The organism is Oceanobacillus phoenicis (assembly GCF_047238145.1).
In the GTDB taxonomy this organism is placed as follows: domain Bacteria; phylum Bacillota; class Bacilli; order Bacillales; family Amphibacillaceae; genus Oceanobacillus.
On record NZ_JBDFME010000001.1, the window covers coordinates 355,789 to 379,841 of the forward strand.

The 24,053-nt window shown below is 35.5% G+C and carries 28 protein-coding genes and 1 pseudogene; 5 read left to right on the forward strand and 24 right to left on the reverse strand.

All coding sequences use genetic code 11. The features are described from left to right. Positions 1-37 precede the first annotated feature (37 nt). A complete protein-coding gene (locus ABC346_RS01870; protein ID WP_413233287.1) occupies positions 38-472 on the forward strand; it encodes a small multi-drug export protein in 435 nt (144 codons plus the stop codon). On the opposite strand, the gene ABC346_RS01875 is transcribed toward ABC346_RS01870, so the two are convergent. The 11 genes from ABC346_RS01875 to ABC346_RS01925 form a co-directional block, all read right to left on the reverse strand. Then, positions 473-1,180, reverse strand: a complete 708-nt coding sequence (locus ABC346_RS01875; protein WP_413233288.1) for a class I SAM-dependent methyltransferase — start codon at positions 1,178-1,180, stop codon at positions 473-475. A 102-nt stretch (positions 1,181-1,282) separates the two neighbouring features. Beyond that, positions 1,283-1,651, reverse strand: a complete 369-nt coding sequence (locus tag ABC346_RS01880; protein WP_413233289.1) for an iron chaperone — start codon at positions 1,649-1,651, stop codon at positions 1,283-1,285. Between the two features lie 34 nt (positions 1,652-1,685). Beyond that, positions 1,686-2,351 carry a 7-cyano-7-deazaguanine synthase QueC gene (gene queC / locus ABC346_RS01885; protein ID WP_413233290.1) on the reverse strand — a complete coding sequence of 222 codons (666 nt, stop codon included), beginning with the start codon at positions 2,349-2,351 and terminating at the stop codon, positions 1,686-1,688. Between the two features lie 80 nt (positions 2,352-2,431). Next, positions 2,432-2,854 (reverse strand): GNAT family N-acetyltransferase, encoded by a 423-nt coding sequence (locus tag ABC346_RS01890; protein WP_413233291.1) that lies wholly within the window; start codon positions 2,852-2,854, stop codon positions 2,432-2,434. 109 nt (positions 2,855-2,963) lie between these two features. Then, positions 2,964-3,080 carry a GrpB family protein gene (locus ABC346_RS01895; protein ID WP_413233292.1) on the reverse strand — a complete coding sequence of 39 codons (117 nt, stop codon included), beginning with the start codon at positions 3,078-3,080 and terminating at the stop codon, positions 2,964-2,966. 95 nt (positions 3,081-3,175) lie between these two features. Further along, on the reverse strand, positions 3,176-3,964 hold the full coding sequence (locus tag ABC346_RS01900; protein ID WP_413233293.1) for an MBL fold metallo-hydrolase: 789 nt from the start codon (positions 3,962-3,964) through the stop codon (positions 3,176-3,178). A gap of 34 nt (positions 3,965-3,998) precedes the next feature. Further along, positions 3,999-4,433: an aminoglycoside 6'-N-acetyltransferase gene (gene aac(6'), locus ABC346_RS01905; protein ID WP_413233294.1), complete on the reverse strand. Its 435-nt coding sequence runs from the start codon at positions 4,431-4,433 to the stop codon at positions 3,999-4,001. Then, a complete protein-coding gene (locus ABC346_RS01910) occupies positions 4,430-5,458 on the reverse strand; it encodes a C45 family autoproteolytic acyltransferase/hydrolase (protein ID WP_413233295.1) in 1,029 nt (342 codons plus the stop codon). The genes aac(6') and ABC346_RS01910 overlap by 4 nt, the downstream gene beginning before the upstream one ends. A gap of 380 nt (positions 5,459-5,838) precedes the next feature. Then, a complete protein-coding gene (locus ABC346_RS01915; protein ID WP_413233296.1) occupies positions 5,839-6,633 on the reverse strand; it encodes a hypothetical protein in 795 nt (264 codons plus the stop codon). Between the two features lie 42 nt (positions 6,634-6,675). Beyond that, positions 6,676-8,583, reverse strand: coding sequence for a zinc ribbon domain-containing protein (locus ABC346_RS01920; protein WP_413233297.1), 1,908 nt, complete (start codon positions 8,581-8,583; stop codon positions 6,676-6,678). A 963-nt stretch (positions 8,584-9,546) separates the two neighbouring features. Next, positions 9,547-10,530 (reverse strand): aldo/keto reductase, encoded by a 984-nt coding sequence (locus ABC346_RS01925; RefSeq protein ID WP_413233298.1) that lies wholly within the window; start codon positions 10,528-10,530, stop codon positions 9,547-9,549. A gap of 128 nt (positions 10,531-10,658) precedes the next feature. Here ABC346_RS01925 and ABC346_RS01930 point away from each other — a divergent pair, with 128 nt between their 5' ends. Continuing rightward, positions 10,659-10,868 carry a zinc ribbon domain-containing protein gene (locus ABC346_RS01930; RefSeq protein ID WP_413233299.1) on the forward strand — a complete coding sequence of 70 codons (210 nt, stop codon included), beginning with the start codon at positions 10,659-10,661 and terminating at the stop codon, positions 10,866-10,868. Positions 10,869-10,930: 62 nt separating this feature from the next. On the opposite strand, the gene ABC346_RS01935 is transcribed toward ABC346_RS01930, so the two are convergent. From ABC346_RS01935 to ABC346_RS01945, 3 genes are all read right to left on the reverse strand, one after another. Beyond that, positions 10,931-12,163 (reverse strand): metal-dependent hydrolase family protein, encoded by a 1,233-nt coding sequence (locus tag ABC346_RS01935; RefSeq protein ID WP_413233300.1) that lies wholly within the window; start codon positions 12,161-12,163, stop codon positions 10,931-10,933. Positions 12,164-12,181: 18 nt separating this feature from the next. Then, complete coding sequence (locus ABC346_RS01940; RefSeq protein WP_413233301.1) at positions 12,182-13,348, reverse strand: hypothetical protein; 1,167 nt, start codon at positions 13,346-13,348, stop codon at positions 12,182-12,184. A 697-nt stretch (positions 13,349-14,045) separates the two neighbouring features. Continuing rightward, positions 14,046-14,777 carry a nucleotidyltransferase domain-containing protein gene (locus tag ABC346_RS01945; RefSeq protein ID WP_413233302.1) on the reverse strand — a complete coding sequence of 244 codons (732 nt, stop codon included), beginning with the start codon at positions 14,775-14,777 and terminating at the stop codon, positions 14,046-14,048. Between the two features lie 97 nt (positions 14,778-14,874). Between ABC346_RS01945 and ABC346_RS01950 the strand changes: the two genes are divergently transcribed. After that, positions 14,875-15,249: a hypothetical protein gene (locus ABC346_RS01950; RefSeq protein ID WP_413233303.1), complete on the forward strand. Its 375-nt coding sequence runs from the start codon at positions 14,875-14,877 to the stop codon at positions 15,247-15,249. Positions 15,250-15,443: 194 nt separating this feature from the next. On the opposite strand, the pseudogene ABC346_RS01955 reads toward ABC346_RS01950, so the two are convergent. The 8 genes and pseudogenes from ABC346_RS01955 to ABC346_RS01990 form a co-directional block, all read right to left on the reverse strand. Next, positions 15,444-15,509, reverse strand: a pseudogene (locus tag ABC346_RS01955) (hypothetical protein); the annotation flags it as partial. 211 nt (positions 15,510-15,720) lie between these two features. Continuing rightward, entirely contained in the window at positions 15,721-16,461 is a 741-nt protein-coding gene (locus tag ABC346_RS01960) for an alpha/beta hydrolase (RefSeq protein ID WP_413233304.1), read from the reverse strand. Between the two features lie 32 nt (positions 16,462-16,493). Beyond that, positions 16,494-16,787 carry a hypothetical protein gene (locus ABC346_RS01965; RefSeq protein WP_413233305.1) on the reverse strand — a complete coding sequence of 98 codons (294 nt, stop codon included), beginning with the start codon at positions 16,785-16,787 and terminating at the stop codon, positions 16,494-16,496. 287 nt (positions 16,788-17,074) lie between these two features. Then, on the reverse strand, positions 17,075-17,827 hold the full coding sequence (locus ABC346_RS01970) for an ABC transporter permease (RefSeq protein ID WP_413233306.1): 753 nt from the start codon (positions 17,825-17,827) through the stop codon (positions 17,075-17,077). A 5-nt stretch (positions 17,828-17,832) separates the two neighbouring features. After that, positions 17,833-18,603: an ABC transporter ATP-binding protein gene (locus tag ABC346_RS01975; protein WP_413233307.1), complete on the reverse strand. Its 771-nt coding sequence runs from the start codon at positions 18,601-18,603 to the stop codon at positions 17,833-17,835. Between the two features lies 1 nt (position 18,604). Further along, on the reverse strand, positions 18,605-19,027 hold the full coding sequence (locus ABC346_RS01980) for a VOC family protein (protein WP_413233308.1): 423 nt from the start codon (positions 19,025-19,027) through the stop codon (positions 18,605-18,607). A 5-nt stretch (positions 19,028-19,032) separates the two neighbouring features. Continuing rightward, positions 19,033-19,488 (reverse strand): DinB family protein, encoded by a 456-nt coding sequence (locus ABC346_RS01985; RefSeq protein ID WP_413233309.1) that lies wholly within the window; start codon positions 19,486-19,488, stop codon positions 19,033-19,035. Between the two features lie 173 nt (positions 19,489-19,661). Next, entirely contained in the window at positions 19,662-20,258 is a 597-nt protein-coding gene (locus ABC346_RS01990; RefSeq protein WP_413233310.1) for a DNA-3-methyladenine glycosylase, read from the reverse strand. A 118-nt stretch (positions 20,259-20,376) separates the two neighbouring features. Here ABC346_RS01990 and ABC346_RS01995 point away from each other — a divergent pair, with 118 nt between their 5' ends. Beyond that, positions 20,377-20,853, forward strand: a complete 477-nt coding sequence (locus ABC346_RS01995) for a hypothetical protein (RefSeq protein ID WP_413233311.1) — start codon at positions 20,377-20,379, stop codon at positions 20,851-20,853. A 4-nt stretch (positions 20,854-20,857) separates the two neighbouring features. Here the strand turns inward: ABC346_RS01995 and ABC346_RS02000 are convergent, their stop codons facing one another. Continuing rightward, the gene (locus ABC346_RS02000; protein ID WP_413233312.1) at positions 20,858-21,619 is read right to left on the reverse strand and encodes a phosphotransferase family protein; all 762 of its coding nucleotides are present in this window, start codon (positions 21,617-21,619) and stop codon (positions 20,858-20,860) included. A 353-nt stretch (positions 21,620-21,972) separates the two neighbouring features. Then, on the reverse strand, positions 21,973-22,638 hold the full coding sequence (locus tag ABC346_RS02005) for an O-methyltransferase (protein WP_413233313.1): 666 nt from the start codon (positions 22,636-22,638) through the stop codon (positions 21,973-21,975). A gap of 166 nt (positions 22,639-22,804) precedes the next feature. On the opposite strand from ABC346_RS02005, the gene ABC346_RS02010 reads away from it, so the two are divergent. Then, a complete protein-coding gene (locus ABC346_RS02010; protein WP_413233314.1) occupies positions 22,805-23,962 on the forward strand; it encodes an acyl-CoA dehydrogenase family protein in 1,158 nt (385 codons plus the stop codon). The last annotated feature ends 91 nt before the right edge of the window (positions 23,963-24,053 follow it).

The window sequence follows — 24,053 nt, forward strand, 5'->3', positions numbered from 1 at the left end:
CGTTCGGTTTTATTTTACGTATTCAGAGGTGATTTGTATGATGGAGTACATTATATTAGCGGCTACTGCTTGGTTTATGGGGTTCTTCCCTTTGTTCGAAGTTTATTTAGCGATTCCAGCCAGTATGGGTTTAGGATTAGATATGGTATCTTCTATAATATGGGCATGGTTTGGTAATTTCTTTGCAATTCCTTTTATCGCATATAGTTATGATTGGTTAACGAAATTTAAGAGGATTCAAAGATATTTTTATAAGTTAACTCATTCGAAAACAAGCCAACGTTTAAATAAAGGTGGATTTATGATAGTACTAATAGGTACCCCATTATTCGGTTCATGGGCAATTGGTGTGATCGGTAAAGTAATTGGGATGGATAAAAAACGGCTGTTTCTCTCATCCGCAATAAGCATTGGCATTTACGGAATCATAATAGGAGTCCTTACACAATTTGGGATTGATTTATTTTCATAATCAAGCATCATTTTTTACCACATAGGTAATCGCGTTCGTTGTCATTAATACAGGCTTTCCCTGTCTTTCAATCGTATATTCCAGTGGTTTCACTACATGCTTCATGATTGACCAGCTTTGGTACGCTTTTTTTAATTTCTTTGTCATATCTGTTGTCGATAAATTCACTTCCATCTGAGCTTCTAGATGTGAACGTGATTGTATATCCTTTTCTTTAACTTCAGAGTTTATAATAATACAGTTTATTCCTTTTGATTTCGTTCCGTCCACCATTTTGTATAGCACTTGATCGAGTTCTTCTTCTGTTCGAACATGTTCTAGACTGGAAATAGCGATAATAAAATCGTATGTATTTGGGTGAATTGGATAGGTAGCAATATCCTGCTTCACTGCTTGAATTCGATCTTCTACGCGGTATGTTTTGCTATACTTCCTAAGCTTATCAATGGCCGAATCTAATAGATCGATACAGGTAACGCTCCCTCTCCCAACAGAAATTGCTTCTGCTACCGGAATACTGTTCCTTCCAACCCCAGCCCCTAAATCCAGTACCTCTAACGGTTCTACCCCTTTAAAATACGGAATAATATCCAGTACAGTTTGAACAGGTTTATATAGCCAAGACCCTTTCTCAAATAAGCTGTACTGTTTATAACATTTATCATGATATAATTTCTCTTCATATCGAATCTTAGTTATACGATCCATTCTATTCCTCCTCCACTTGGTTAGATTAACCCCCTAATACATTTCCCAAAATAGAAGTACGATCAACTATAGCATGTTCCATTATTCCTTCTATTTTCTGAACTATCGCCAGAACGTAGTACATTCAGATTTATCAATAATATTAAATTCGATTAATTTTTCAAGTAGTGAATAATCAATCTCACTGCTCCAAGGTATACGGATAATCTCCTTTGTATGGTCATAACCTATAACTTTAATATCTTCTAAGAATTGATTAATCGCCACTTGTTCAGGAGCTACAGCTATATGCTTTTTAGAAACACTAAAACCAATAATATACGTACCATGATCAGTAAACATTGGCTGTTTCCATTTAATTTCTTGATTTAAATCAGGATATTTTTTTGTTATCCAATCTAACATTTCTTCCATTCTTGAACGATGTTTAGGATTTTCTATTGTCTCTAAAAATTCATCAAATGTGTTCATAAACCAACCTCCTTGCAGTATCATGTTTTACCTACTACATATATTTAATTGGATCCGTAGCACCAGCTTCTTCAAACCCTTGCAACCTTAATCTACAACTATCACATTCACCACATGCTTCTTCGCCACCTAAGTAACAAGATGTAGTTAAATGATAAGGAACGTTTAATTTCATACCTAATTTGACTGTATCTCCTTTGGATAGATCAATCAGTGGAGCCTCAATTGTTATTGCAGGATCTGCATTAGTCCCTTGATATATGGTTTGTTGCATTGCTTCTATAAATTCTGGGCGACAATCAGGGTAACCACTATAATCAACTGCAGATACACCTACATATATTTTTTCAGCACCTATTGCCTCTGCATAGGAAGCAGCAATTGACAGGAAAATTGTATTTCTTCCCGGAACATATGTATTCGGTACATCTTCACCCACGCCTTCTTGATTCACTTCTAGTGATTGATCTGTTAAAGAACTGCCACCAATCTCTTTTAAAAATTCCAATGAAAAAATCTTATGTTCCGCTACATTAGAATAGGTAGCTACATTTTTAGCATTCTCAATTTCACGATCATGCCGTTGCCCATAATGGAAAGTAATTGGATACAAATCATATCCTGCATCCTTAGCAACTCCCATACATGTCGTACTATCTAATCCCCCGCTTAATATCACTACTGCTTTTTTATCACTCATTGTTAAACACTCCTATGTAAAAAAATCCAACTTCTTCTAAACTAGCATATTAGTGACTATACGTGAAGGATTGAAGGCCTTCATTTTGATTTAAATACATAACTGACTTTCTCATAATCCATCTTTTCTTCATAAAAACGATGGGCTTGATGACGTTGGATTCCCGATGAGAGGGCAATACTTTCGTACTCATTATCTGTTGCCCATGTTTGTACATAGTTTAATAGATATTCACCATAGCCCTTCGAACGACAGGCATTATCTGTAACTAAATCACACACCCATACAAATCTGCCATAATAAAGCGTGATCATTGGTTTGAATCCTACAATAGCGACAATTTCTTGCTGATCATACAAGGCAAACATACGATAACTATCTTTGGAAGTCGCTTCCGCAACGAGACTAACATAAGACGCTATATCGAGATGTGTTCTTAATTGCTTCATGATAGGAAATGCTTCTAACCATTGATCTTTTGTTGTTAACTCTGCTACTTTCATTTTGGATCCTCCATTAAAATATTCTTCTTAATAACCTTCTCCCTCTAATACCCCAGTCACCGGCTACATCATATCCGAGACTTTCTAGAAAAGAAGTATATGTATCAATTCAATGAATATCTTTTACGATACACATCATATCGACTACGGGTTTAGCAAGCATCCCAGGTATTGCAGTACTACCAAAATGTGAAACGAAGTATCTCCTCGCCAAATACTTGCTCAAGGTTATCTCTCTGCTTTATACATCGTTATCCAATTAGGCGTATACGCTGTTAATCTCACTTTCAAGATCTATCACTCCTTTGGTATTAAATAACGTTAATCTACTTTCTCCTTATTACTTTCATGAATGTCCTTCATGCCCTCAAAAAAGTCATATTCTTTTTTGCAAAATTCCTCCAACTGTTCATTTCCTCTAGATAACTGTTCTAAATAACACCGAGATACCTCCACTCTTCTTGCCATTTCTTCTTTATCACCAGTGGTGGTTCCATGTCCGGGAACATGGTAATTAATATTATACGTTTGATAGATTTCATAAGCTTTATTTATTGTATGAACATAGTCTCGATACCCACTAAAAATAAAAGGAAATTCCACGTCTGATAGATAATCCCCAGACAAGAAAATTCCATACGGCTCTACGACCGTAAATATTCCATCGGCCGTATGTCCAGGCGATTTATAAAAATGTAATGTGACCTCACCAATCTGTAATGTTTCTCCATCGTTGACTACTTGATAATCCACGATAGGATACGACGGTGTATAATTTCGATATAAGTAATACTTCTGATCGAACTCTTCAATCTGCTTCATAATTTCTTTCTTATGTTCATTGATACTAAATTCTACTGAAGCAATTACATAGGCTTCTGGAAAGGCACTAGCTCCAATAATATGATCAAAATCACTATGCGTATAAATGATGTATAATTTTTTATTTCCAATATGTTGCGATATATAGTTTCTAATTTCTTGCACTTCTTCTGGTAGCCAATTCGGATCAGTCATAATAATTGCTTCTTCCGTGTGTATTACAACAGTAGTTGTCTTGTATAAGGCACTTTGAAAAACGGTAAGATTCTTATCTTGATATTGAATCAACTTAAATACACTCCTTTCTAGACAAATAGATTAGTTATATCTCTTTTCGGAAGCAAATAATTCGATTCGCCTCTGTAAACCCTAGATGTAGATGCATAGCAAGGCTTTGTTCATTACCCAGTTCGCAGTCACTTGCAAACTCATAACACCCCTTTCTTCTTGCCCAATGTTCACATTCCTTCACCAATTCTCTTGCTATCCCTGACTTTCTATACCTCTCCAATACATACAGTCCTTCTAAATATCCGACAGGGCTTGAGTTAGTTCCTTCTACGTAATCATACCTTAGCTGACATTGTGCAAACCCAATTGCTTCACTACTTTTGTAAGCAATGAAAATAACAGCATTTTCATCTACTGCTAACGAATCCATCTCTTCATAAAATTCTTCTAGTGTATGACTCGGCCATAACATCATCGCTAGGCTTGCAGCAACTTCCACTTCTTTCTCAGTCATTTCTTTAATCATACATTTTCCCTCTCTATTGTTCCTGACATTTGAGATAGAAGTAACTCTTCCCCTTTAAGCCAATCACTTAAACGAAAAGATAGTACTTGATTACTTTGCGCTAAGCACGTTGTTACCTGCGAATCAGAAAACGAATACGCAAAGGTGTGAAGCGTCCCAAATAATTCATCATAATTTTTAAAGAATAGCGGAGACTGTGTATCTTTGAATCGTTGAAACATTTTATTTATGGATAAATTTTGATACTTCAAATCTTGCATAAATGCATCCCTTTTCTGTGAAAATCCGATATGTTCCCGATTTTTCTTGTGTATCTCCGGTTGTTGGAAATGATTAACACAGGTCAGATAACTTACATTTTCTCTTACTACAACTTGCATTGGACTGGCTTCCACTACTGCAATATTTCCCGATCTGTCACCAATCGAAAAATTATAGCAAGCCGCATGTGGAATCTCCTTCAACATTTTTACAGCTTCATCCGTGTCAGAACAAGTATCCAGTACCATGCGTATCGCTGTCCAAGCCGATATACCAGTCTGAAACTCCTTAAAACTCACAAAATGAAGACCCATTACTAGACCTTCACTATTCACCCCATCTAGTCGCCCGAGAACTTGCTGCGTAAAACCAGCCGTAGCATAAGCAACCTCTGAGTCTACTAAGCTAAATATATGATCATATAATAATGGAGTAAAATCATAGTTTCGAACATAGTAATCATTTGTAATTGTTGCTGAGCATCCCATTGCATCCATTTTTGGAATATCATAGCCACTAAATATTGCTGCTGCTTCTTTATAAGAAATCTCTAATCCTTCTGAAATTCCTTTTAACTCTTCTATAAGATGTGGTGCAAAGGCAGAAAATACGGATTCCATCTGCTGTATATCTATAGCAGGTTTCATCTTTTCCTTATAAACACCTATAATAGTCTTATTTTTAAGTTTTTGACCCATGTAATATCCAATATTAAAGGCACTTCCCCTACTTTGGAGTATATTTACTTGATACAATTCATACATTCAGCTACCGCCCTTCATAATTGATAATCGATTTTTAATAATGATGATATATTCATCCTGTTATTTTCCAGAACTTTGCCCATTCTATTAATAGTTCAAAGAACTCTGCTCAGACACATCTCATAATTTTCAGATTATTTTTATTATATCATAGTTCCTCCTTACTCTTCACTACTACTGCAGTTAACAAAATTTTATACCTATCAGTGAACGTTCATTAATATTTGTTTAGTAAGTTAACCCACAAAAAAACGCCTAGACTAGTCTAAGCGTTTTTTTATTATAGTAAAGGCGCTTCTCAGAAATTAACATTCATTAATCAATATTCCTGAAGAAATAGTTGATATCTGCCACTGCAAAATCTGAGAAGTCACAAGAACTTAAAAAATGTACTCTAGTTCTTCGAGCATTTCATTAAACATTATTTCACCAAAAATCACATAAATGATTGCTATTAGAATAGTGGTTGCTAAACTTAGATAAACCCTTTGTCCACTCTTGCTTACTTGAGATGCTTTTTCATAAACATAAAGCACTGGAATAAACGTGAATGCCATGACAGATGAAATTAACAATGGGATTAACGTTAAAATATTGGACCCAATTAAACCGCCCAACATACCAACAATATTTAATGTTGTAAAAGGAACAAGCAATCCACCATATTGTGATACAATCACTTTAATTGAGCTCGTACTCTTTGCCAATTTTGTTATCGCAAAGGCACTAAAGAAAGTGATTGCTAATACTATGCTAACTACTAAGATGAGCCTTATGTTTAGAGTAAAAAACGGTAGAGAATCCATAAATATACTATCTCTAGCAAATGAATTCGCTAAGAAATAAATACCTAATGAAAATGCCATTGCATACAATACCATCGTTATAATACCATATACAAAATGATTTTCAGTAGCATTGAATGAATTGGTAGGATTCTTTAATAGTTGAATGAAATAAGACCAATAGTCACCGATTGCTTTTTTAGCTGTCTCTACACCTTCCTGATTGCTCGTCTGTGTCTGTTCATTTGTGGCAGCTGTTACTGATTGAGATTTCACCACTTCTTTAGGCTGCTCTTCTTTGATACTATTGGACTCAACCAAACCTGTTCCACAAATACCACAGAATTTCCCTGATTCCTGCTCATTTTTACAATTTGGACATACTACCATATATAATAACTCCTTCAATTTTTACTGTTTATTATAAAACATTTATAAATCTTTACTCTCCAGTTCCGTTGTTGATACTAACGTATTTACCTTGATCCCATCATCAACTGGAGTGACTAAGAATTCAGATTCAAATAGCTTATTCTTTCCAGTTCCGTCATCATAATAAATATTATATTCTTCTTTAGTGGTAACATTATAGCCTTCATCAACTTGTTCAAATTCAACAAGCTCAACATCGAGTAATTCTTCAGTAATTCCTTTTTCCTCTAAATATACAAGGTAATCCTTATGTTCACTGTAATAACTACCTGCTGGATCTAAAACGGCTTCACTAATGGAAAAATCACGCTCATTAATCGAACTTACCATTGTTTGGAAATAACTATCCATGTAATCTTCCATTTCTGATTCGTTTAATTCATCTGCCGATGCACTAGTGGATACTTCTTGAGAACCCTCCCCTATTGTAATGAGATCTGTTGAAACCTCTAAATCAACTGGAGATGTTAACTCTGAATAATACTGACTATATTTATCATATACATTCCAAGAATTATCTTTATATATCAACTCGTAATTATAAATGGACGTGTCACTTTCCGAACCTTCATCCATACCTTCATCTTTATAGTAAGAACCATATTTATATTCTTCTTCTATAAGGAGATTCAAATAAAATGTATCATCATCGAGATAAACATCCACATTTTCCTTATCTACGTGCATACCTGCTATTTGCCGGTAGTAAGTATAAGTATCCAGATAATTATGTATGGAGAAATCACTTTCATATTGATATTGCAAATTTTCTGAAAAACCATTTAGTGCAGCTATGTCATTATCTATTAAGCTCTCCATGTATAAGTCTGTATAAGATTGCAATGTTAGTTTCATTTGTTCCTGTAGATCCTCATTAATTTCAAAGACCACTGGAACATAGTTACTTTCTAGTGGCTGATCTGCTGTTCTCATCGTACCCCAAGGAAAATCTACTTCAACCGCTATATTCATGGAGCCATCTAACAATACCGGCCCAAATTCCTCTCCTCCATAAATATTAAAATCAATCTCCTTATCATCAAGTAGGACACGACTCTTCAATTCACTTTCAAACGGAACCTCAAAACTAATATAAGACACATCAAAATATAATCCGACATCTTCTACTTGGTTCAGTACCGTAGCTTGGCTCTCAGTCGTTAACGCTACCATATCTGTGTCAACTTCAGCACTAAAAGTATACGTTCCAGGTAAAAAAGGTCCAACCTTTTTGCTATAATCGGAAGAATCAGAATTTGCCACCTCTTCATCTCCTGCAAATAATGCAGCATCTTCAACATTCGTACTCAAATTTACGTAAACTGGTTCTACTATTAGTTCATATGTATCAAAGAACAGAAATCTCTCTCCTTTTGCTAATAAAACCATGTCATTGCCATTACCATAAAAGACCCTATCAGTATATTCTTCCATTGAACGAATCTCATTTTTACTATCTAATATTTTCGATTGTTCCAAAACAGACTGTCCTATATCTTCCGCTATTTCTGGATTTTCTTCTAGATATTTCAAAAATCCTTTAGTATCTGCGGAATCAATCTCTTCTTTTCCTTTAGAGAAAGATAATAACTTTGCAACTTTATCTGGATCTTTTTCTTCTAATGCCTCAACAAAATTATCAGCTAGCCGTTCATGAGAGGTTATATAGTTCCCTATTAAAAAAAATACGACTAATACTATGGTGATTGCAGAACTAAATATGATGATTCGTTTGTGCTTCTTCGTCATCGGTGTCTTTTCTTGTTTTACTTGTTTAGTAGACAATAGACGATCATCCATATCTCCTTTCGAACTTGTATCGTTCGATTCAAACGGTTGTCCACAATTCACACAAAACTGTTGGTCTGGATTTTCATTTTTATGACCACATTTTTCACAATAATTCATATATACCTCCATATTTATTTAAGATACTATCTAGCTATTCAAATAACTACTTAGCATTTAAAGAAGGTTCTTTAAATGTTGAATATTCGTACCACAATTAGTGAAATATACCTTGATTAACACTAATAATATTCAAAAATTGACTACCATCATGAGTGAGGATAGCCAAAACAAAAAAAATAAATATAATTTCTACTTACGATTATGAAGAAAATCTCGCATAATTGTCTCTTCAAGTTTTTATTGATTTTTTGTTTAGGTTCATTCTTATTTCATCAGTAATCCACTAGATACCCAAAAATAGAAAACCGATAAATAACCATGCGGTCAACTATCCTAATACCATAAGGCTAATATAAAAAAATATGTAGTTATTCTGGTCATAAATCTTGTTTAGTATTACTTATTAATATTTCCTCCTTTCTCCATATTTGGAGATTACTACTGGTTGAGGGTCAAATAAATAATACCTTATACCTATTACTTTTTCAATGTGTTTTTTACTTTTTAAAATTTTTATAGGTATATTGAATCCCTTAAATATGAAAAAATACTAGTTAAACTTCTAAAAAACCTCAGGACATAGAAATGCATGATTTATTATGCATTTCTATGTCCTGAGGTTGCCTTAACTACCATTCCTCACAAGTCGATTCAATCGATTCTAATAACGAGAAAGTATACTGATCATGTGATTTTCCACTCTGGTAAAGAAATCCTCTTAATCCTTCTTTCTTAAACTTAGCTTCTCTAATAGTTTATTAGAAGCTTTATTAAATATATTTCACTTTCCAAGGGCAGGTTGGAGAGCTCCCAGGCTTTATCCTGTGAGCTCTTACCTAAGCTTCCTCACGAAGGAACGGAATTGAGTATTACTTCTTTTCATTATGCTAAAACATTAATCGACATCTAAATTGAATCTCTTTTTTATCTGCAAACAACAACATTTAATCTATATAATCATTATTTTGGTAATGGAGCTTTTTCAGAAACTAATCCTTTGCTAATTAGCTCTTGCCAAAATGCAGCAGGTATAGATTCTTGCATCGCGCTTAAATCTTCCTTGATACGACTCGGTCTTGTAGAACCTGGGATTACCGCACTAACCGCAGGATGTGCAGTTGAAAATTGTAGTGCAGCTGCTTTTAGGCTAATTCCATGTTTATCTGCAATTTGTTTTAATTGCTGTGCTTGTTTTTTTACTTCTTCGCTTGCTGGTTGATAATTAAAATGATCTCCTCCAAGCAACGCCCCAGAGTTATATGGAGCACCAATCACAATTTTTTTTCCTGTTTTTTCAGCAGGGGGCATCATACGTTCTAATGCACGATCATGCTGCATTAGTGTATATTGTGTTGCTGTCAGAGAAAGATCTGGATTCGCTTCTTCTAATTCCATTACTACTTCAATTGGAATAGTTGTGTTGACACCAAGTCCCCATGATTTGATTACTCCTTCATCGCGAAGTCGATCCAGCACTTTAAATGCACCATTTCGAGCTTCATCAAATTTTGTAATCCATTCATCACCTAAAAAATCTGGTGAAATATCATGGACAAATACCATATCCAGATAGTCTGTGTTCAATCGGTTAAGACTATCTTCAATGGAAAGTAAAGTCGCATCCTCTGAATAATCTGTTAGAATCTTATTTTGACGTGCATCTTTATACAGACCAGATTTTTCTTCCGTTTCATCTAAAATAATCCTACCTACTTTTGAACTTATAAGATAATCACTTCGTTTTTTATCTGACAATGCTTCTCCAAGGCGCATTTCCGATAGTCCAGATCCATACAATGGTGCGGTATCAAAATATCGGATACCTTGATCCCATGCATTTTGGATAGTCTCCTGCGCTTCTTCTTCAGACACCTTTCGATACAAATTCCCTAATGGAGCAGTGCCTAGTCCAATTTTTTTATTTAAAGCTTCATGTAGTTTCACTATTCATCGCCTCCTATTTCTCATCATTTTATATCTTAAACATAATCTAATGATGGGAATTATTGTATCAAAAATCTATGAAACTTTTCATATGATTTAATCGTATTAATTAACAGAGGTGATGATAAATGAAACAAGGACAAGGTTGTATAAAGTGTGGTAGTACAAATGCTGATCAAAAGGATGTATCCATGACTGGTTCAGGATTATCAAAAATATTTGATGTCCAAAATAACCAGTTCACTGTAGTGTACTGTCAAGATTGCGGGTACTCTGAGTTCTATAATAAAGAGAGTTCTGCTGCTAGTAATGCATTTGATTTATTCTTTGGTGGCTAAATACATAAAAAATAAACCGACTAACACCTTTGCTGGTGCGTTAGTCGGTTTTTATTAAATCCTTATTTTTCTATTTTCCCGTCTTTGATAACCGTTTTTATATTTTCATTATTCGCTAGCAAGTTAATATCCTCTAATGGATTTCCTTTAACAATAATAATATCTGCTAACTTTCCTTCTTCAATAGTCCCAACTTTGTCTTCCCAACCAAGACACTCTGCAGCTGTCTTAGTAGAAGCTGTAATAGCCTCCATCGGTGTCATTCCAGCTTCTGTCATCAAACCAAGTTCACGTAAATTTGTTCCATGTTTCATCACACCAGCATCGGTTCCCATCGCAATTTTCACGCCAGCTTTATGTGCCTTAGCAATACTTGCTTTATGAATTTCGATGACTTCTTTTGATTTTTGTACTGCTGTTTCTGGCATTCCTGTTTCCTTTGCGGTTTCAAGAACGGCTACTGGTGCTAATAACGTCGGAACAAGGAAAGTTCCTTTTTCTATCATCATGTCGATTACCTCATCATCAAGAAAGATTCCATGTTCAATCGAATGGACCCCAGCTCTTACTGCGTTTTTAATTCCTTCTGCTCCTTGAGCGTGCGCCATTACTTTAACGCCTTTACGGAAACGTCCTTCTTCGACGATCGTCTCTAGTTCCTCTTCGGAAAACTGAGTAAACTCTGGATGATCGGTAGCACTTAGCACGCCACCCGTAGCATGGACTTTGATAACTTCTGCCCCAGCACGTAACATTTCACGAGTTTTCTTACGTACTTCTTCTACACCATCACATTTTCCATTTGGCATCCCTGGATAATCTGATGGCAGTAAATCGACTTCACGACCAGAAACAGTATACCCATCACCATGTCCACCAGTAATCGTAAGTGCATTAATACTTAACTGTAATCGTGGACCTGAGATCAAACCTTCTTCTACCGCTTTCTTTACACCAAGGTCTGTACCTAAGGCATCTCGTACTGAAGTTATTCCTGCTTTTAACGTTGTCTCCAAGTATTTTGCTGCTTGATAATACATAAAGGAAAAAGGTGTCTCTAATCTTTCTGCAACTGGAGAAAATTCCATCATCATATGCACATGTGTATCAATCATTCCAGGAAGTATTGTTCCACCTTGAGCATCTACTACCTGCTCCTCACCACTGATTGAATAAGCCGTTTCTGGTCCTACGTAAGCAATTTGATTATCTTTTACTACAACAATGGTGTCTTTTTGTGGTTCACCGCCATTTCCATCTATAAATAATCCGTTTTTTATCAATATAGTTTTCATGATATTACCTCCAAAAAATTATAATGTTTCTACTAATATACCTGCGATTACAACAGAGGCTACAGTCACTGTTGTAAATCCACCGATTAACATTGGTGTAAGAATTTCATCAAATATAGTTTTTTCCTCTTCTTTATTACGGGCAATACTCCTACTCACTTCTTCACAAAGAATATAGTCAGCTGGAAATCCAAATAATGCCGTTAATGCGACAGGCATTCCTTTATACGGATGCCATTTAAGCAACTTAGATACAATATATCCACCAATCGAAAGACCGAGTGTACCAAGTAACAGCAACACTATGATACTCGGTAAATTGTTTAACACATCTTGTGGCCCAACATCAGCCATCGTTCCAATAACAACAAAGATAATTCCAATCATTGTTAAATTGAACGAATTGGCTTTTTCTAGTGATTTATGCTGGAAGATACCCAATTTCAAGCCACCAACACCAATTGCCAGACACCAGAGACTGTAATGTATTGGTGTTAATTCTCCGAGCACAATACCGATAGATGCCCCAACAAAGATAAAGAACAACTTTAATGTCGCACTTGATTTAATTGGACCATCTGGTTTCGCTGTTTCTTGAGTTGCACCTGCTTCTTCTTGGTTTATCGGAACAAAGGTCCCGTTATCGATTTTCTCTTGAATAGTAAATGCATATTTTCGCAAGAAATACTGTGCTAGAGGCATACCTAGTACACCTTGGAAAGCGACAACTAAAGCAGGAATTACCACCAAGCTCGTTAAACCAAGTTCTGTTAGTCTTTCTGAAGTAACAATAAGTGCTACTATACCTCCACTTAATGGGCCAACGCCCGCTACAGCAGTAGGATAATCAAAAATCAAGCTTACGATAATTAATACGAGTGCACCTGATACAACTAGTCCACCTAAAGAAATGAGTACCGCTTTATATTGACTCTTTAAAAGTGAAAAAGGAATCATCGTCCCCATATGCAAAATTGCCGGTCCAACCAAGATAGCCCCAAGCGCTGCGAACTGTGAAGTTGCGAGCAAATCAGTTGGAAAAATGCCTGTCCATACACAAATCAGATATCCAACCATCGCAGTAAGTAACATTGGAACTCGCGCCCTTGTAATAATAGAGATATATTCTCCTAGAGCAATTAATGCAAAAATAAGTGTTGTAGCAACCAGTGGATTACTGATCATGAAATAGCCCTCCTTCTTCTTTGATGAAAATTAATCAATTATTTTGAAAATTCACTCTGTAGTTAAGGCTACTTCTATATATTTAATAGTCCGAATCCGAAAAATCTAGAGTGATTGCTAATTATTATAAACGCATAATCAGTCAAAAATCAACATATTTTTCAGAAAAAATCGAACAGTTTCGTTATTCCATTTATTACCGCCTTAGTTTATGGGATAAAACCATACACCAAAGCACTATTTCAAAAAATTACATGAGTGACCACTTTCTTCTTCCTCTTCTAATTCCGGGCACTCATCTTCCTTATGAGCGACCACCTTTTTCTTCCTCTTCTAATTTTGGGCACTCATCTTCCTTATGAGCGACCACCTTTTTCTTCTTCTTTTGATTCTGGGCACTCATCTCCTTTATGAGCGACCATTCTTTACTTCCTCTTCTAATTCCGGGCACTCATCTTCCTTATGAGCGACCACCTTTTTCTTCTTCTTTTGATTCTGGGCACTCATCTCCTTTATGAGCGACCATTCTTTACTTCCTCTTCTAATTCCGGGCACTCATCTTCCTTATGAGTGACCACCTTTTTCTTCTTCTTTTGATTCTGGGCACTCATCTTCCTTATGAGCGACCACTTTTTTCTTCTCTCTTCGATTCCGGGCACTTAATTTAAGCGACCACTATTATGAATCAAGATGATGCTTATTTATCGTCCTTCCCTACAGAAAACCCTGTAAAATACCTTCCACCATATGGTTCTAAGATTCTATCCACAAAATCAATCATAGACTTCTTCTCGCTATTTTGATAGAAAGTATCCATACTTTCTATCAATTCTTCCGTTAGAGTAGCATCATATTTCTGTAGCGCACGATACATTCCTTTCGAATCTCCTACCCATTGATTATCTGTTCGTAATAAAAATTCGCTTACAAGATCAACGAGCTTATTTAATGTAAATAATTCCTCTGGTCTATTTTCACTACCAATAAAGTCCTCTAACACATCCGTTAGAAAGTAGCGTTTTACATCAATTTCTTCTTTCGTCCACTTATCTGGTCCATTCGTTAAAATTTGGTTCGCTTCTATTTTAATCTTATCTATTATCGCATCCTCATTCTTGATAATTACTCCATTAGCTACCATATTCGGCAAAGATGGCCTAGCTCGTTTGCGATCAGACTCAAAGAAAAACTTGTAAGATTCACTATTATGTACAAATGCTTCCACCGGCCACCCAAAAGCGTTAAATGAAGTTCGATAAGAAGCTGGTAATTTTTTATCAAAAATAACGATATCAAGATCAGATGTATTTGTTGCTTCGCCGCGTACTACACTTCCTGCTAAAACCGCTCCAGTACAAGAGGGGAAATGTTGCTCTACTATTTTCCTAGCTGCTTCTATTGCATTCATGCGATTTCTTATATCTTTCATTACATCTCCTCCGCAAATTAATAATTACCATTTAAAGGGAATTTCCGATATACTATTGAATAAATACATACATAAATTATCAAGGAGGGAAAAAACAGTGTTACGTATCATTATGATCATTATCTTCGTTCCAATCTTTACATTAACCGGTTGTACTGAGGAAGAAGAAAAAGCCGTAACCAATAACCCAACTCCATATGAATTCCTTCAAAATGAAAACGCAGACATTTTTCTTTTAGATGACTTTGTATTTTCTAACGCTACAAATATTGAGTGGGTACAAGAAGAAGACTATACGAGAGGAGATGAAATTGGAGAAATCTCCTATCAATCGAATAACGCTAAAGATTTCGAAAATGGTACTGCTAATAAACTACCTGTAGGAACGAAAATTTACGAAACCGATACGCAGGTTTATATTGCTATTGTCGATAACAGAGAAATTCCATATCTTAAGATGGTGGAAGGCTAACGGATTTCCTTTTAAAATTCGAGATATATGTTTTAAAAGTATCTCATCAATAGAATCTATCGGGTTAATTTTTTACTGCTTGATTCCAGAGCTTCAAATCTGAAGTCTTATTATTTGATAAAAACGGTGGAAGCTCATTACTTGTGCATGAAGCAGTGGGTTATATGTAATCTCCCGAAGTCTATCACTAGAAGTTAACAGTCCAATAAGTCCATATCAGATATGGACTGGTCCATTTTTTCATACAGTTCCCTAATCGCACACTCTTGTGGAGACTCATTATCCTCTCTTTTTCCTGCAGGTAGTTTCCCATTGCCTTCTCAATGTATTAAAGCATAATAGATACTGACTTTGACATTCAATTATCGCAAAAGAACCTGCTAGGTCGGGAAGTTTGATTAAACTAGACTCCTCTATATTAAAATATCTACAAAACTTTGCCATTAACATGAGTCAATATGTTCTCTCAAACTAATGTTCATTTAAAAATTCCAACGTTTTTTCAATTATATATGCTTGGTCATTATCCAGCGTTGCCACGTGATAACTCTCATTTAATGGAATTATTTCTTTCACATCAGATTGAATTTCTTTATATATGACCTCCGAATTATATGGTGGAACAACATGATCCTCATCCGATACAAATATGCATGCGGGGCAAGTAACTTTATTTAAATCTAATCGTATTTGTTCCATTAGCTTAACAATCTCCCTTATTGATTGAACGGGTGTTTTTTCATATGCTAATTCTTGGATGTTCGGCTTTTTAATATCAGAACCTATTGCATCAATAAATCGAGTATCTTTCATTTCTGTCGCAGCTTCCATATCTGGCACTTCGATAGCTGCATTTATTAAGACAATACCATTTAATTCACTGTACTTTTCTGCCATGTATAGAGATAATGTTCCTCCCATTGACAAGCCACACATGTAAATCGTGTCACAACGCTCTTGGAGCCAGTGATAGCCTTCTTCAATAGATTCAATCCAATCATGGAATGTCGTCTTCTCCATATCTTCATAATGCGTTCCATGTCCTTTCAATCTAGGCGCGCATACAGTATATCCATATTCTGCAAATGCTTCCCCAAGCGGTCGCATACTTTGTGTCGTACCAGTAAAACCATGAGAAACCAACACTCCTACACGATTCCCTTCAAAATAAAATGGCTCTGCTCCTTCTAATACCGCGTACTGCTCTGACATCTCTATCCCTCCATTATTGAATTTGATCAGACCTATAAGCCAGTAAAATCTTTTCCGATAATTCGATTTACGACCTTTCTCATCATCATGAAAATAACCAAAAATGAAATAATTACAACTAAAATCTGCAGTACTGTTCTTACACTTCCATCAGGGAAAAACTCGCCTACCAAGTAACCAAAGTAAAGAATAAGACCGGTCCCGATTAATATTCCTAAAACATACGTCAGTGCGACTCCAAAAATTTGCAACATCGTTAATTTTTTAAGTCTATCTTTGTTAAGATATAGCGCGATTAATAAAACAATAATAAATAAGACAACCATTTACATTCACCTTCTTGTATCTATAAAACTATTCAACGCTTCGATATAGAAATAACGCCACAACAAAAGAAATCACAGGAAGGAAGATAAAAAGTCGGAGCCAATTCTCTGCACCTAGAAAATAAATTGCAGGAAATAAAAATAGCACCCCGCTTCCAAATGAAAACTTCCATTCTTTAAACCATAGACTTCCAATTAAAAAAACAACTCCGGAAATAGTAAATATCCAAAAAATTAAACCATACCAATAAAAATCATCCAGTCCTAATCACCTCCATCAAGTAACACTAATACCATTTAAATGTCTTAATGGTTAACCAATAAATGACGATACTGATTCCAATAATAATAAGGACATTAGCAATAATAGGCATATTCCCTTCTACACCAAACAAATATTGATGGTAAATATCCGTTAAATAGGTAATAGGAATAAAATAAGAAATGGTTTGAAATACATCTGGTAAAATATATAATGGCATCATTGCACCACTTAGCATTATAAGAGGAACCATCAAAAAGCTTAGAACACCTGAAGCTAGTTCAACATGATTAAAAAGACCACCAAATAGAAAACCAAATATCAAGAACATACAGATTCCCAATAATGAAATGCCCAGAAAAAGCAGTAAATTACTCATATCTATCATATTTAAGAAAATACCTATCACAACAAATATGACTAATTGTATAAAGGCAAGGACCAATCGGACAATAACCTGTGACATTATAAATGAATTTTCCTTCAATGGCGTAGTTCGAAATGTTTTTAATACCCCTTTTTGTCTCAGTTCAATAATTGGTACAGATGTGCCTAAAAAGCCTATGCTTGCAAATGCCATCATTAAAATACCTGGAAACATAAACTCGATCATCGTCATTTCCATAACTTCTGATGCAGGAATAACAAAACTCATTCCATAAAATAAACCAAGGAAAAACAAAGGAAAGATCATTGAAAAGAATAAAATTTTGGGATCCCGAATAATTTCTTTTAAACCAACAGCAACTAAATTTTGAACAATAGTCCGATCTTTCATAATCCCTAATCAATCTCCCTTCGTAAATCCGTTCCGGTAAGATGAAGGAATACATCTTCTAAAGTGTCTGTTGAACGTTTTTTATACTTATTTATAATTTCTTCCGGAGTGCCAGTAGCTATAAATCTCTTGTTATGTAAGATAGAGATTCGGTCACATAACTTCTCAGCTTCTTCCATATAGTGTGTGGTTAATAAAACTGTACTTCCAGAATCTCTAACTTCTTTCAAGACACTCCATATTAAGTGTCTGATTTGAGGATCAATACCAGTAGTAGGTTCATCTAATAATATTAGTGACGGATTACCAATCAATGCTAAACCAACTAGCAGCCGTTGTTTTTGACCAACGGAAAGATCTTTTATTTTCTTAGTCTCCAATTGATTTAAAGCCAGTAAATCTATTAATTTCCCAATAGGAATAGAATCTTTATAGAAACTGGTAAACAATTGAATCGTTTCATAGACCGTTTGTCTTGGCAACAAGTTCCCGACTTGAGGTTGTATGCCAGTATGTTGCATGATTTCTTCTCGGTATTGTTTACCCTCCCCCTCTATGTTCAAAAGCTGTAATTCTCCAGTTTCAAAAGGCATAAATCCTGTAATACATTCCATAAACGTGGTCTTCCCTGCACCATTTCGACCAATTATTCCATGGATCTCATTTTTAAAGATGGTGATATCTACATTGTCTAAAACTACTTCACTCTGAAAACGCTTCGTCAGCCCGTTTACTACGACACTTGATTCTTCTTCAAGATTTACAATACGAGACATTTCACCCCTCCAACAAACTATACTTTTCCTTAAAACCAGGACTCAATTCACTCCACACATCAAATTTATTGCCATCTGGATCATAAAATACGAAATTTCTTCCCGCATGTCCTCTATCTTCAAGATCTCCTACACGAACATCATCTTCTGCTAATTCGAGTCGGAGTGATTCTAGTGATTTTACTCCATCGACTTCAAACGTTAATGAAAAGTGTTCTTTCCCAGCTAAATCTATAAAATTAGCATTTTGACCAGACGGAGACTTAACAAGAAAAATGCTTTGATTTGCCAGATTTAGAATACATTTATCATCATCTTGATAGTTCACCTGTGCACCCAACTTCTCTACGTACCAACTTGCAGAAAGTTCTATCTTGCTTACCGGAATATATGTTGTTCCAATTCTCCAAAGCTTTTCACTCATCATTTTCACCCCTTCACACCATCTTCTGAGTTCCAACTGCCTTGTAATTTCCTAAGGAGTATAATTTGACCAGTATGGTAAGTTATATGAATTGTTAAATGGGCAATTACCTCTGCTCGCTCTTCCACTCTGGTCATATCTACATTTTGCAATTCTTTTATCCAGCTTTCGATTCCCTTTGTAATCCGTTCTCGTGCATCATCCCAAGTAAGTCCATCTCTATTCAAAAAAGTGGATTCAACTTTTTTTGTGTCTGATGGTTCGTTCTTAAATCTGTTTAAATGTCTTTCATTATAATAGATCAGATGATTTACTATTTCTCGAATAGAGTTTACATCATCTGAGGGTTTCCAATCTGCTGCATCTTCTGTCAGTCTCTCAATTGAATGAATTAACGATACAAACCATGTGTTTTCCAAACAAGCGTCCATTTGGGCTAATAAGATTTCTTTGCTATTCATTCCTTACCTCCCTATTTTCAATAATTTATAGCATCTATGAATACATCTACCTAAATTAATTCTACATAAATATATGAATCCCTTTTTTATGTATGTCTTCAAAAATTCATGATTAAGTGGTTAACGTATTTACACAACAATAAAACACCGTCTTTTCATTGAATGACGGTGTTTTATCTTGATACAAATGGATTACCCTCGACCCAAAAGCGATACGGGTAATCCTTTGCCTCACCCGTATTATCAATACCAATCCGACTCCCGCTTCTCACTGATGCTGGAGATTTTCCTTCTGATATAAATAAAGGAGGTTCAAGCATGAAATGGCCGTAATCCTCCATGTGAATCCCCATTGCTTGTGTTAATTTTCCTGGTCCACTGGTTAAATTTTGAAACTTCTTCACTTGCCTTCGCAGAAGCATTTCATCAATTCCGGAAAAAGGTTCGACTGCCCTAATTAGCACACTTTCTGGCTCCCCTTCTTTACTGCTAACCACATTAATCAGACGGTGATTATGAATAAGGTGCACATATGCATGCCCTGGTTTAGCATAGAGAATTTCTGTACGTTTTGTTCTGCGATTCCCATAACCATGCGCAGCTCTGTCTGTATTTCCCAGATAAGCCTCTGTCTCAACAATAATTCCTGAACTCGTTCCTTCTTCCAATTGTTTCACTAAAATACAACCTAATAGATTCTTCGCTAATTCGAGTGTTGATACTTGGTAAAATGATTCAGCTAAGGGTTTAAAGTTCTGCTGTTGATCCATTGTTTACACATCCTTTCTCATTTTCTTTCAGTGTACCCGTTCCTAGCAATTTATAAATATGCCCAATATTCTAATTACTTATGGTATATTAAATTTAAAAATGTATTGGAGGTATATCATGAAGCCATTCTATTTAATGATTATATGTTGTACTTTTCTCTTCCTTGTAGGATGTGTGGAAGAAACGATAGCCACTGATGAACCAGCTCATTCAAATCCTAAAGAAAATCAACTGTTGGAGCCACCACGTTTATCAATTGATATTGGCAAGGAAACAATCACACCTATTCAAGGAACATACAGTTGGGAATATGAGAATAATGATGGGACTATGACACATACGTCCGTAGATATAGACGGACCATTTGAACTAGCAAATCAATTCAACCCACCTACCGTAAAAGCAAACTCTAATGTTACATTAAGCTTTGAACTCGAACCCAATGAGTATTCCGTGAGAATCTTGGAAAAGGATGATGTTGTGAGTTCTTCAGATTCTATAGATTTAACAAACAAAGGGAAAACTATCTATGAAATCATTGGTTATTGGGATCAAGGAGAAGCGTCTTACATATTTTCGCTCCATATCAAGTAAAACACTATCGATAAAGCTCATTTACAATATTTATTAAACGTTGCTTACTTTCAGAGGGAACCAACTCAAATAACCGTGCACCTGCAATAATAGGTGCCCATTGAAAAATGTCATCTTTAGTAATATATGAAGTAGAACAATACAGATTCACATAAAGATCAGCTAACGCTTGATCAGAACCAGAAAGTAATAAATAAGAACGGTAAACATCTGCACAAATATCTCCAGCACTAGCATCAACCCAATCAATAATGATGGTTTCATCCGTTTTCTCACCCATTAACACATTAAACGGATGAAAATCACCATGGCAAAGATATGCTGTATAATCCATTTTATTTAATTCTTTGAGTAAATCCTTCTTTTGTGTTTCAGTTAATACAGTATTGTTCGTTATTTGGTATTCAAGCTTTTCATGCATCGATTCAATTGAATAGTCCTCTACTGCAATTTGATGGATACATTGTTGGACCTTAACACAAATTGTCAAAACCTCTTCGATGGTCTTTGTTTTGCAGGAGATATATTCGCCAAGTGGTATAGCATCCATATATTCCATAACAATCGCCTGACTATTGTTTATTACAGTCACATCAAATATTTTTGGTACATCTAACCCACATTTTTTAGCAAATCGCTGCTTCTTCGCCTCTTTTTCCGCTTCAACTCCTGGAAAATGTGGTTTAAAAAGTTTTACAACCCTTTGATCACCAATATCGTAAATATCCGCTGTATTTCCTTTTGCAATTAATTTCCTTAAGTTCATTCCTATTCACCAACTTATTCACTCATCTTATTACTTCTAGTTTGAGCTATTTCGTCCTAACAGGTGATATCAAATACCACAATTTCGAATTACTTGAGGGTCGTATAAAAATCGGAGACATAGATTGACCAAAACTCAACACTACCTTTGTTCATTAACTTCTAGACACGATTTAGCCTATCGCTTTTTTGATAACACCTGGTCTATCCCATATGGATATCATGACTTGCGTTTTCTACGTTGATAAGCTCTCTGTGATAATTTAACGAAAGCTGATCAATGATTAGACCAGGGTTTCTTACTACTCATTCTATACGTGTTTGTAAATTTCCTTTCCAATTTGAAGAGTCAGTTTACTTCACTATCCCAATCACGAAACCATCATACCCTTTAGAACCAACTGTTTGAATAGCAGTGGATTCAATACGCTCTTCGTTTTCAAGCATATTCGTAAATTCTCTCAATCCTTGGATACGTTCATCTTCACTTCGTTGATCAATAACTTCTCCATTTCGCACAACATTATCTGCAATAAGGAGTGCTCCTTCATTCGCTAATCGTAATGCCCATTCTAAATACTTGGGATTATTTTGTTTATCGGCATCGATAAAAATAACATCAAAAGATTCCCCTGCATTTTCTAAAGTAGGAAGAGTATCAAGAGCATTTCCAACAAGTACTTGCACCGTTTGTTTGAATCCTGCGTTTTCTATATTTTCCCTGGCAACTTCCGCATGGTTTTGATTCGCTTCCAATGTTACTACTTTTCCATTCTGAGTCACTGCTCTGGCAAACCATATAGAACTGTAACCACCCAATGTTCCAATCTCTAACACTTGTCTAGCGGATTTCATTTTTGTTAATAGGTATAATAACTTCCCTTGTAAAGGTGCCACATCGATTTGTGGTAATCCTGCTAATTGATTATTCTCTAGAGTTTGATTTAATATCTTATCTTCCGGTAGAAGTTTTTCTTCAAAATAGTGATCGACATTCTCCCATAACTCGTTATTGTTCATCATATTCTCCCCTTTCTATACTTCCATTATATACTATAAAATCGAATCTACATTTATAACTCTTCTCTAAAACATTACTCGTCAATTGAATTTTATTTTTAACAATGAAATAATAAGGATTATACTTATTGACTTACTAAGCATTTATAGAGGAGGTTTGAAAACAATGAGTAATTTACTTGATCTAAATACAATAGATAAACGCATACAATTAATAAAAAATACCGTTGCGCCATTTAATGAACGAGCACAAAAACATGATAAAGACGTGTCTTTTCCATTTGAAAACTTTAAAGATTTACAATCGATTGGTTATCCTAGTTTAACAATACCAAAGGAATACGGAGGGGCCGGGATATCCTTAGATGAATTACTGACATATCAAGAGATCATTGCAAATGCAGATGGTTCTACCGCTTTATCAATCGGTTGGCATATGGGAATTATGAAATATCTTGGTGAAAATAAAGTATGGAAAGAAGATATATATTCCGCTGTAGCAAATGATGTTATTCTGAACGGAGCTCTACTCAACAATGCAGCAACAGAACCAGCTACTGGGAGCCCTACACGGGGCGGCAAACCAGAAACGCACGCGATTAAACAAGGTAACAAGTGGATAATTAATGGCAGAAAAACATTCACAACATTATCTCCCATTCTTACCTACTTTGTTGTAAGTGCAACCATTGATGAGACAGGTGAAGTCGGCAATTTCTTAATCAAACGGGATAAACAGGGCGTGAAAGTAAAAGAGACATGGGATTCTATTGCGATGCGTGGTAGCGGAAGTCATGATCTTGTATTAGAGAATGTTCACCTAGATGAGGAGGGTCTAGTTGAGATGCTATCAAGTAAGAAAAGAAAACCGGCTGGGTGGCTACTTCACATACCCGCTTGTTACCTTGGAATAGCTCAAGCAGCACAAAAAGAAGCTGTACAATTCGCTATGAATTATTCACCAAATAGTATTGGCGGAACTATTTCTGATTTACCTAATGTGAAACAAAAGATGGGTGACCTTGAATTATTATTAATGGAATCCAAGCATTTCCTTCATTCGGTTGCAAAACAATGGGATAATGGTGATGAAAATATTCGAGTTGTGATGGGACCTGAACTTGGTGCAGTTAAACTATCGGTTACCAATAAGGCTGTGCAAGCCGTTGATATAGCCATGCGTATTGTCGGAGCAAAAAGTTTATCCGAGAAAAACAATTTACAACGCTACTATCGTGACGTTCGAGCGGGATTACACAACCCTCCGATGGATGATATGACAATTATGCAGTTAGCTGATAGATCGATGAAAGAGAATAACTAATTTAATATCTAACTCGCTTAGCTATTTTTAAAAGTTATATGATAAAAAGACGTTAAGAAGAGCCCCCTCTACAGAAGCTCTTCTTAACGTT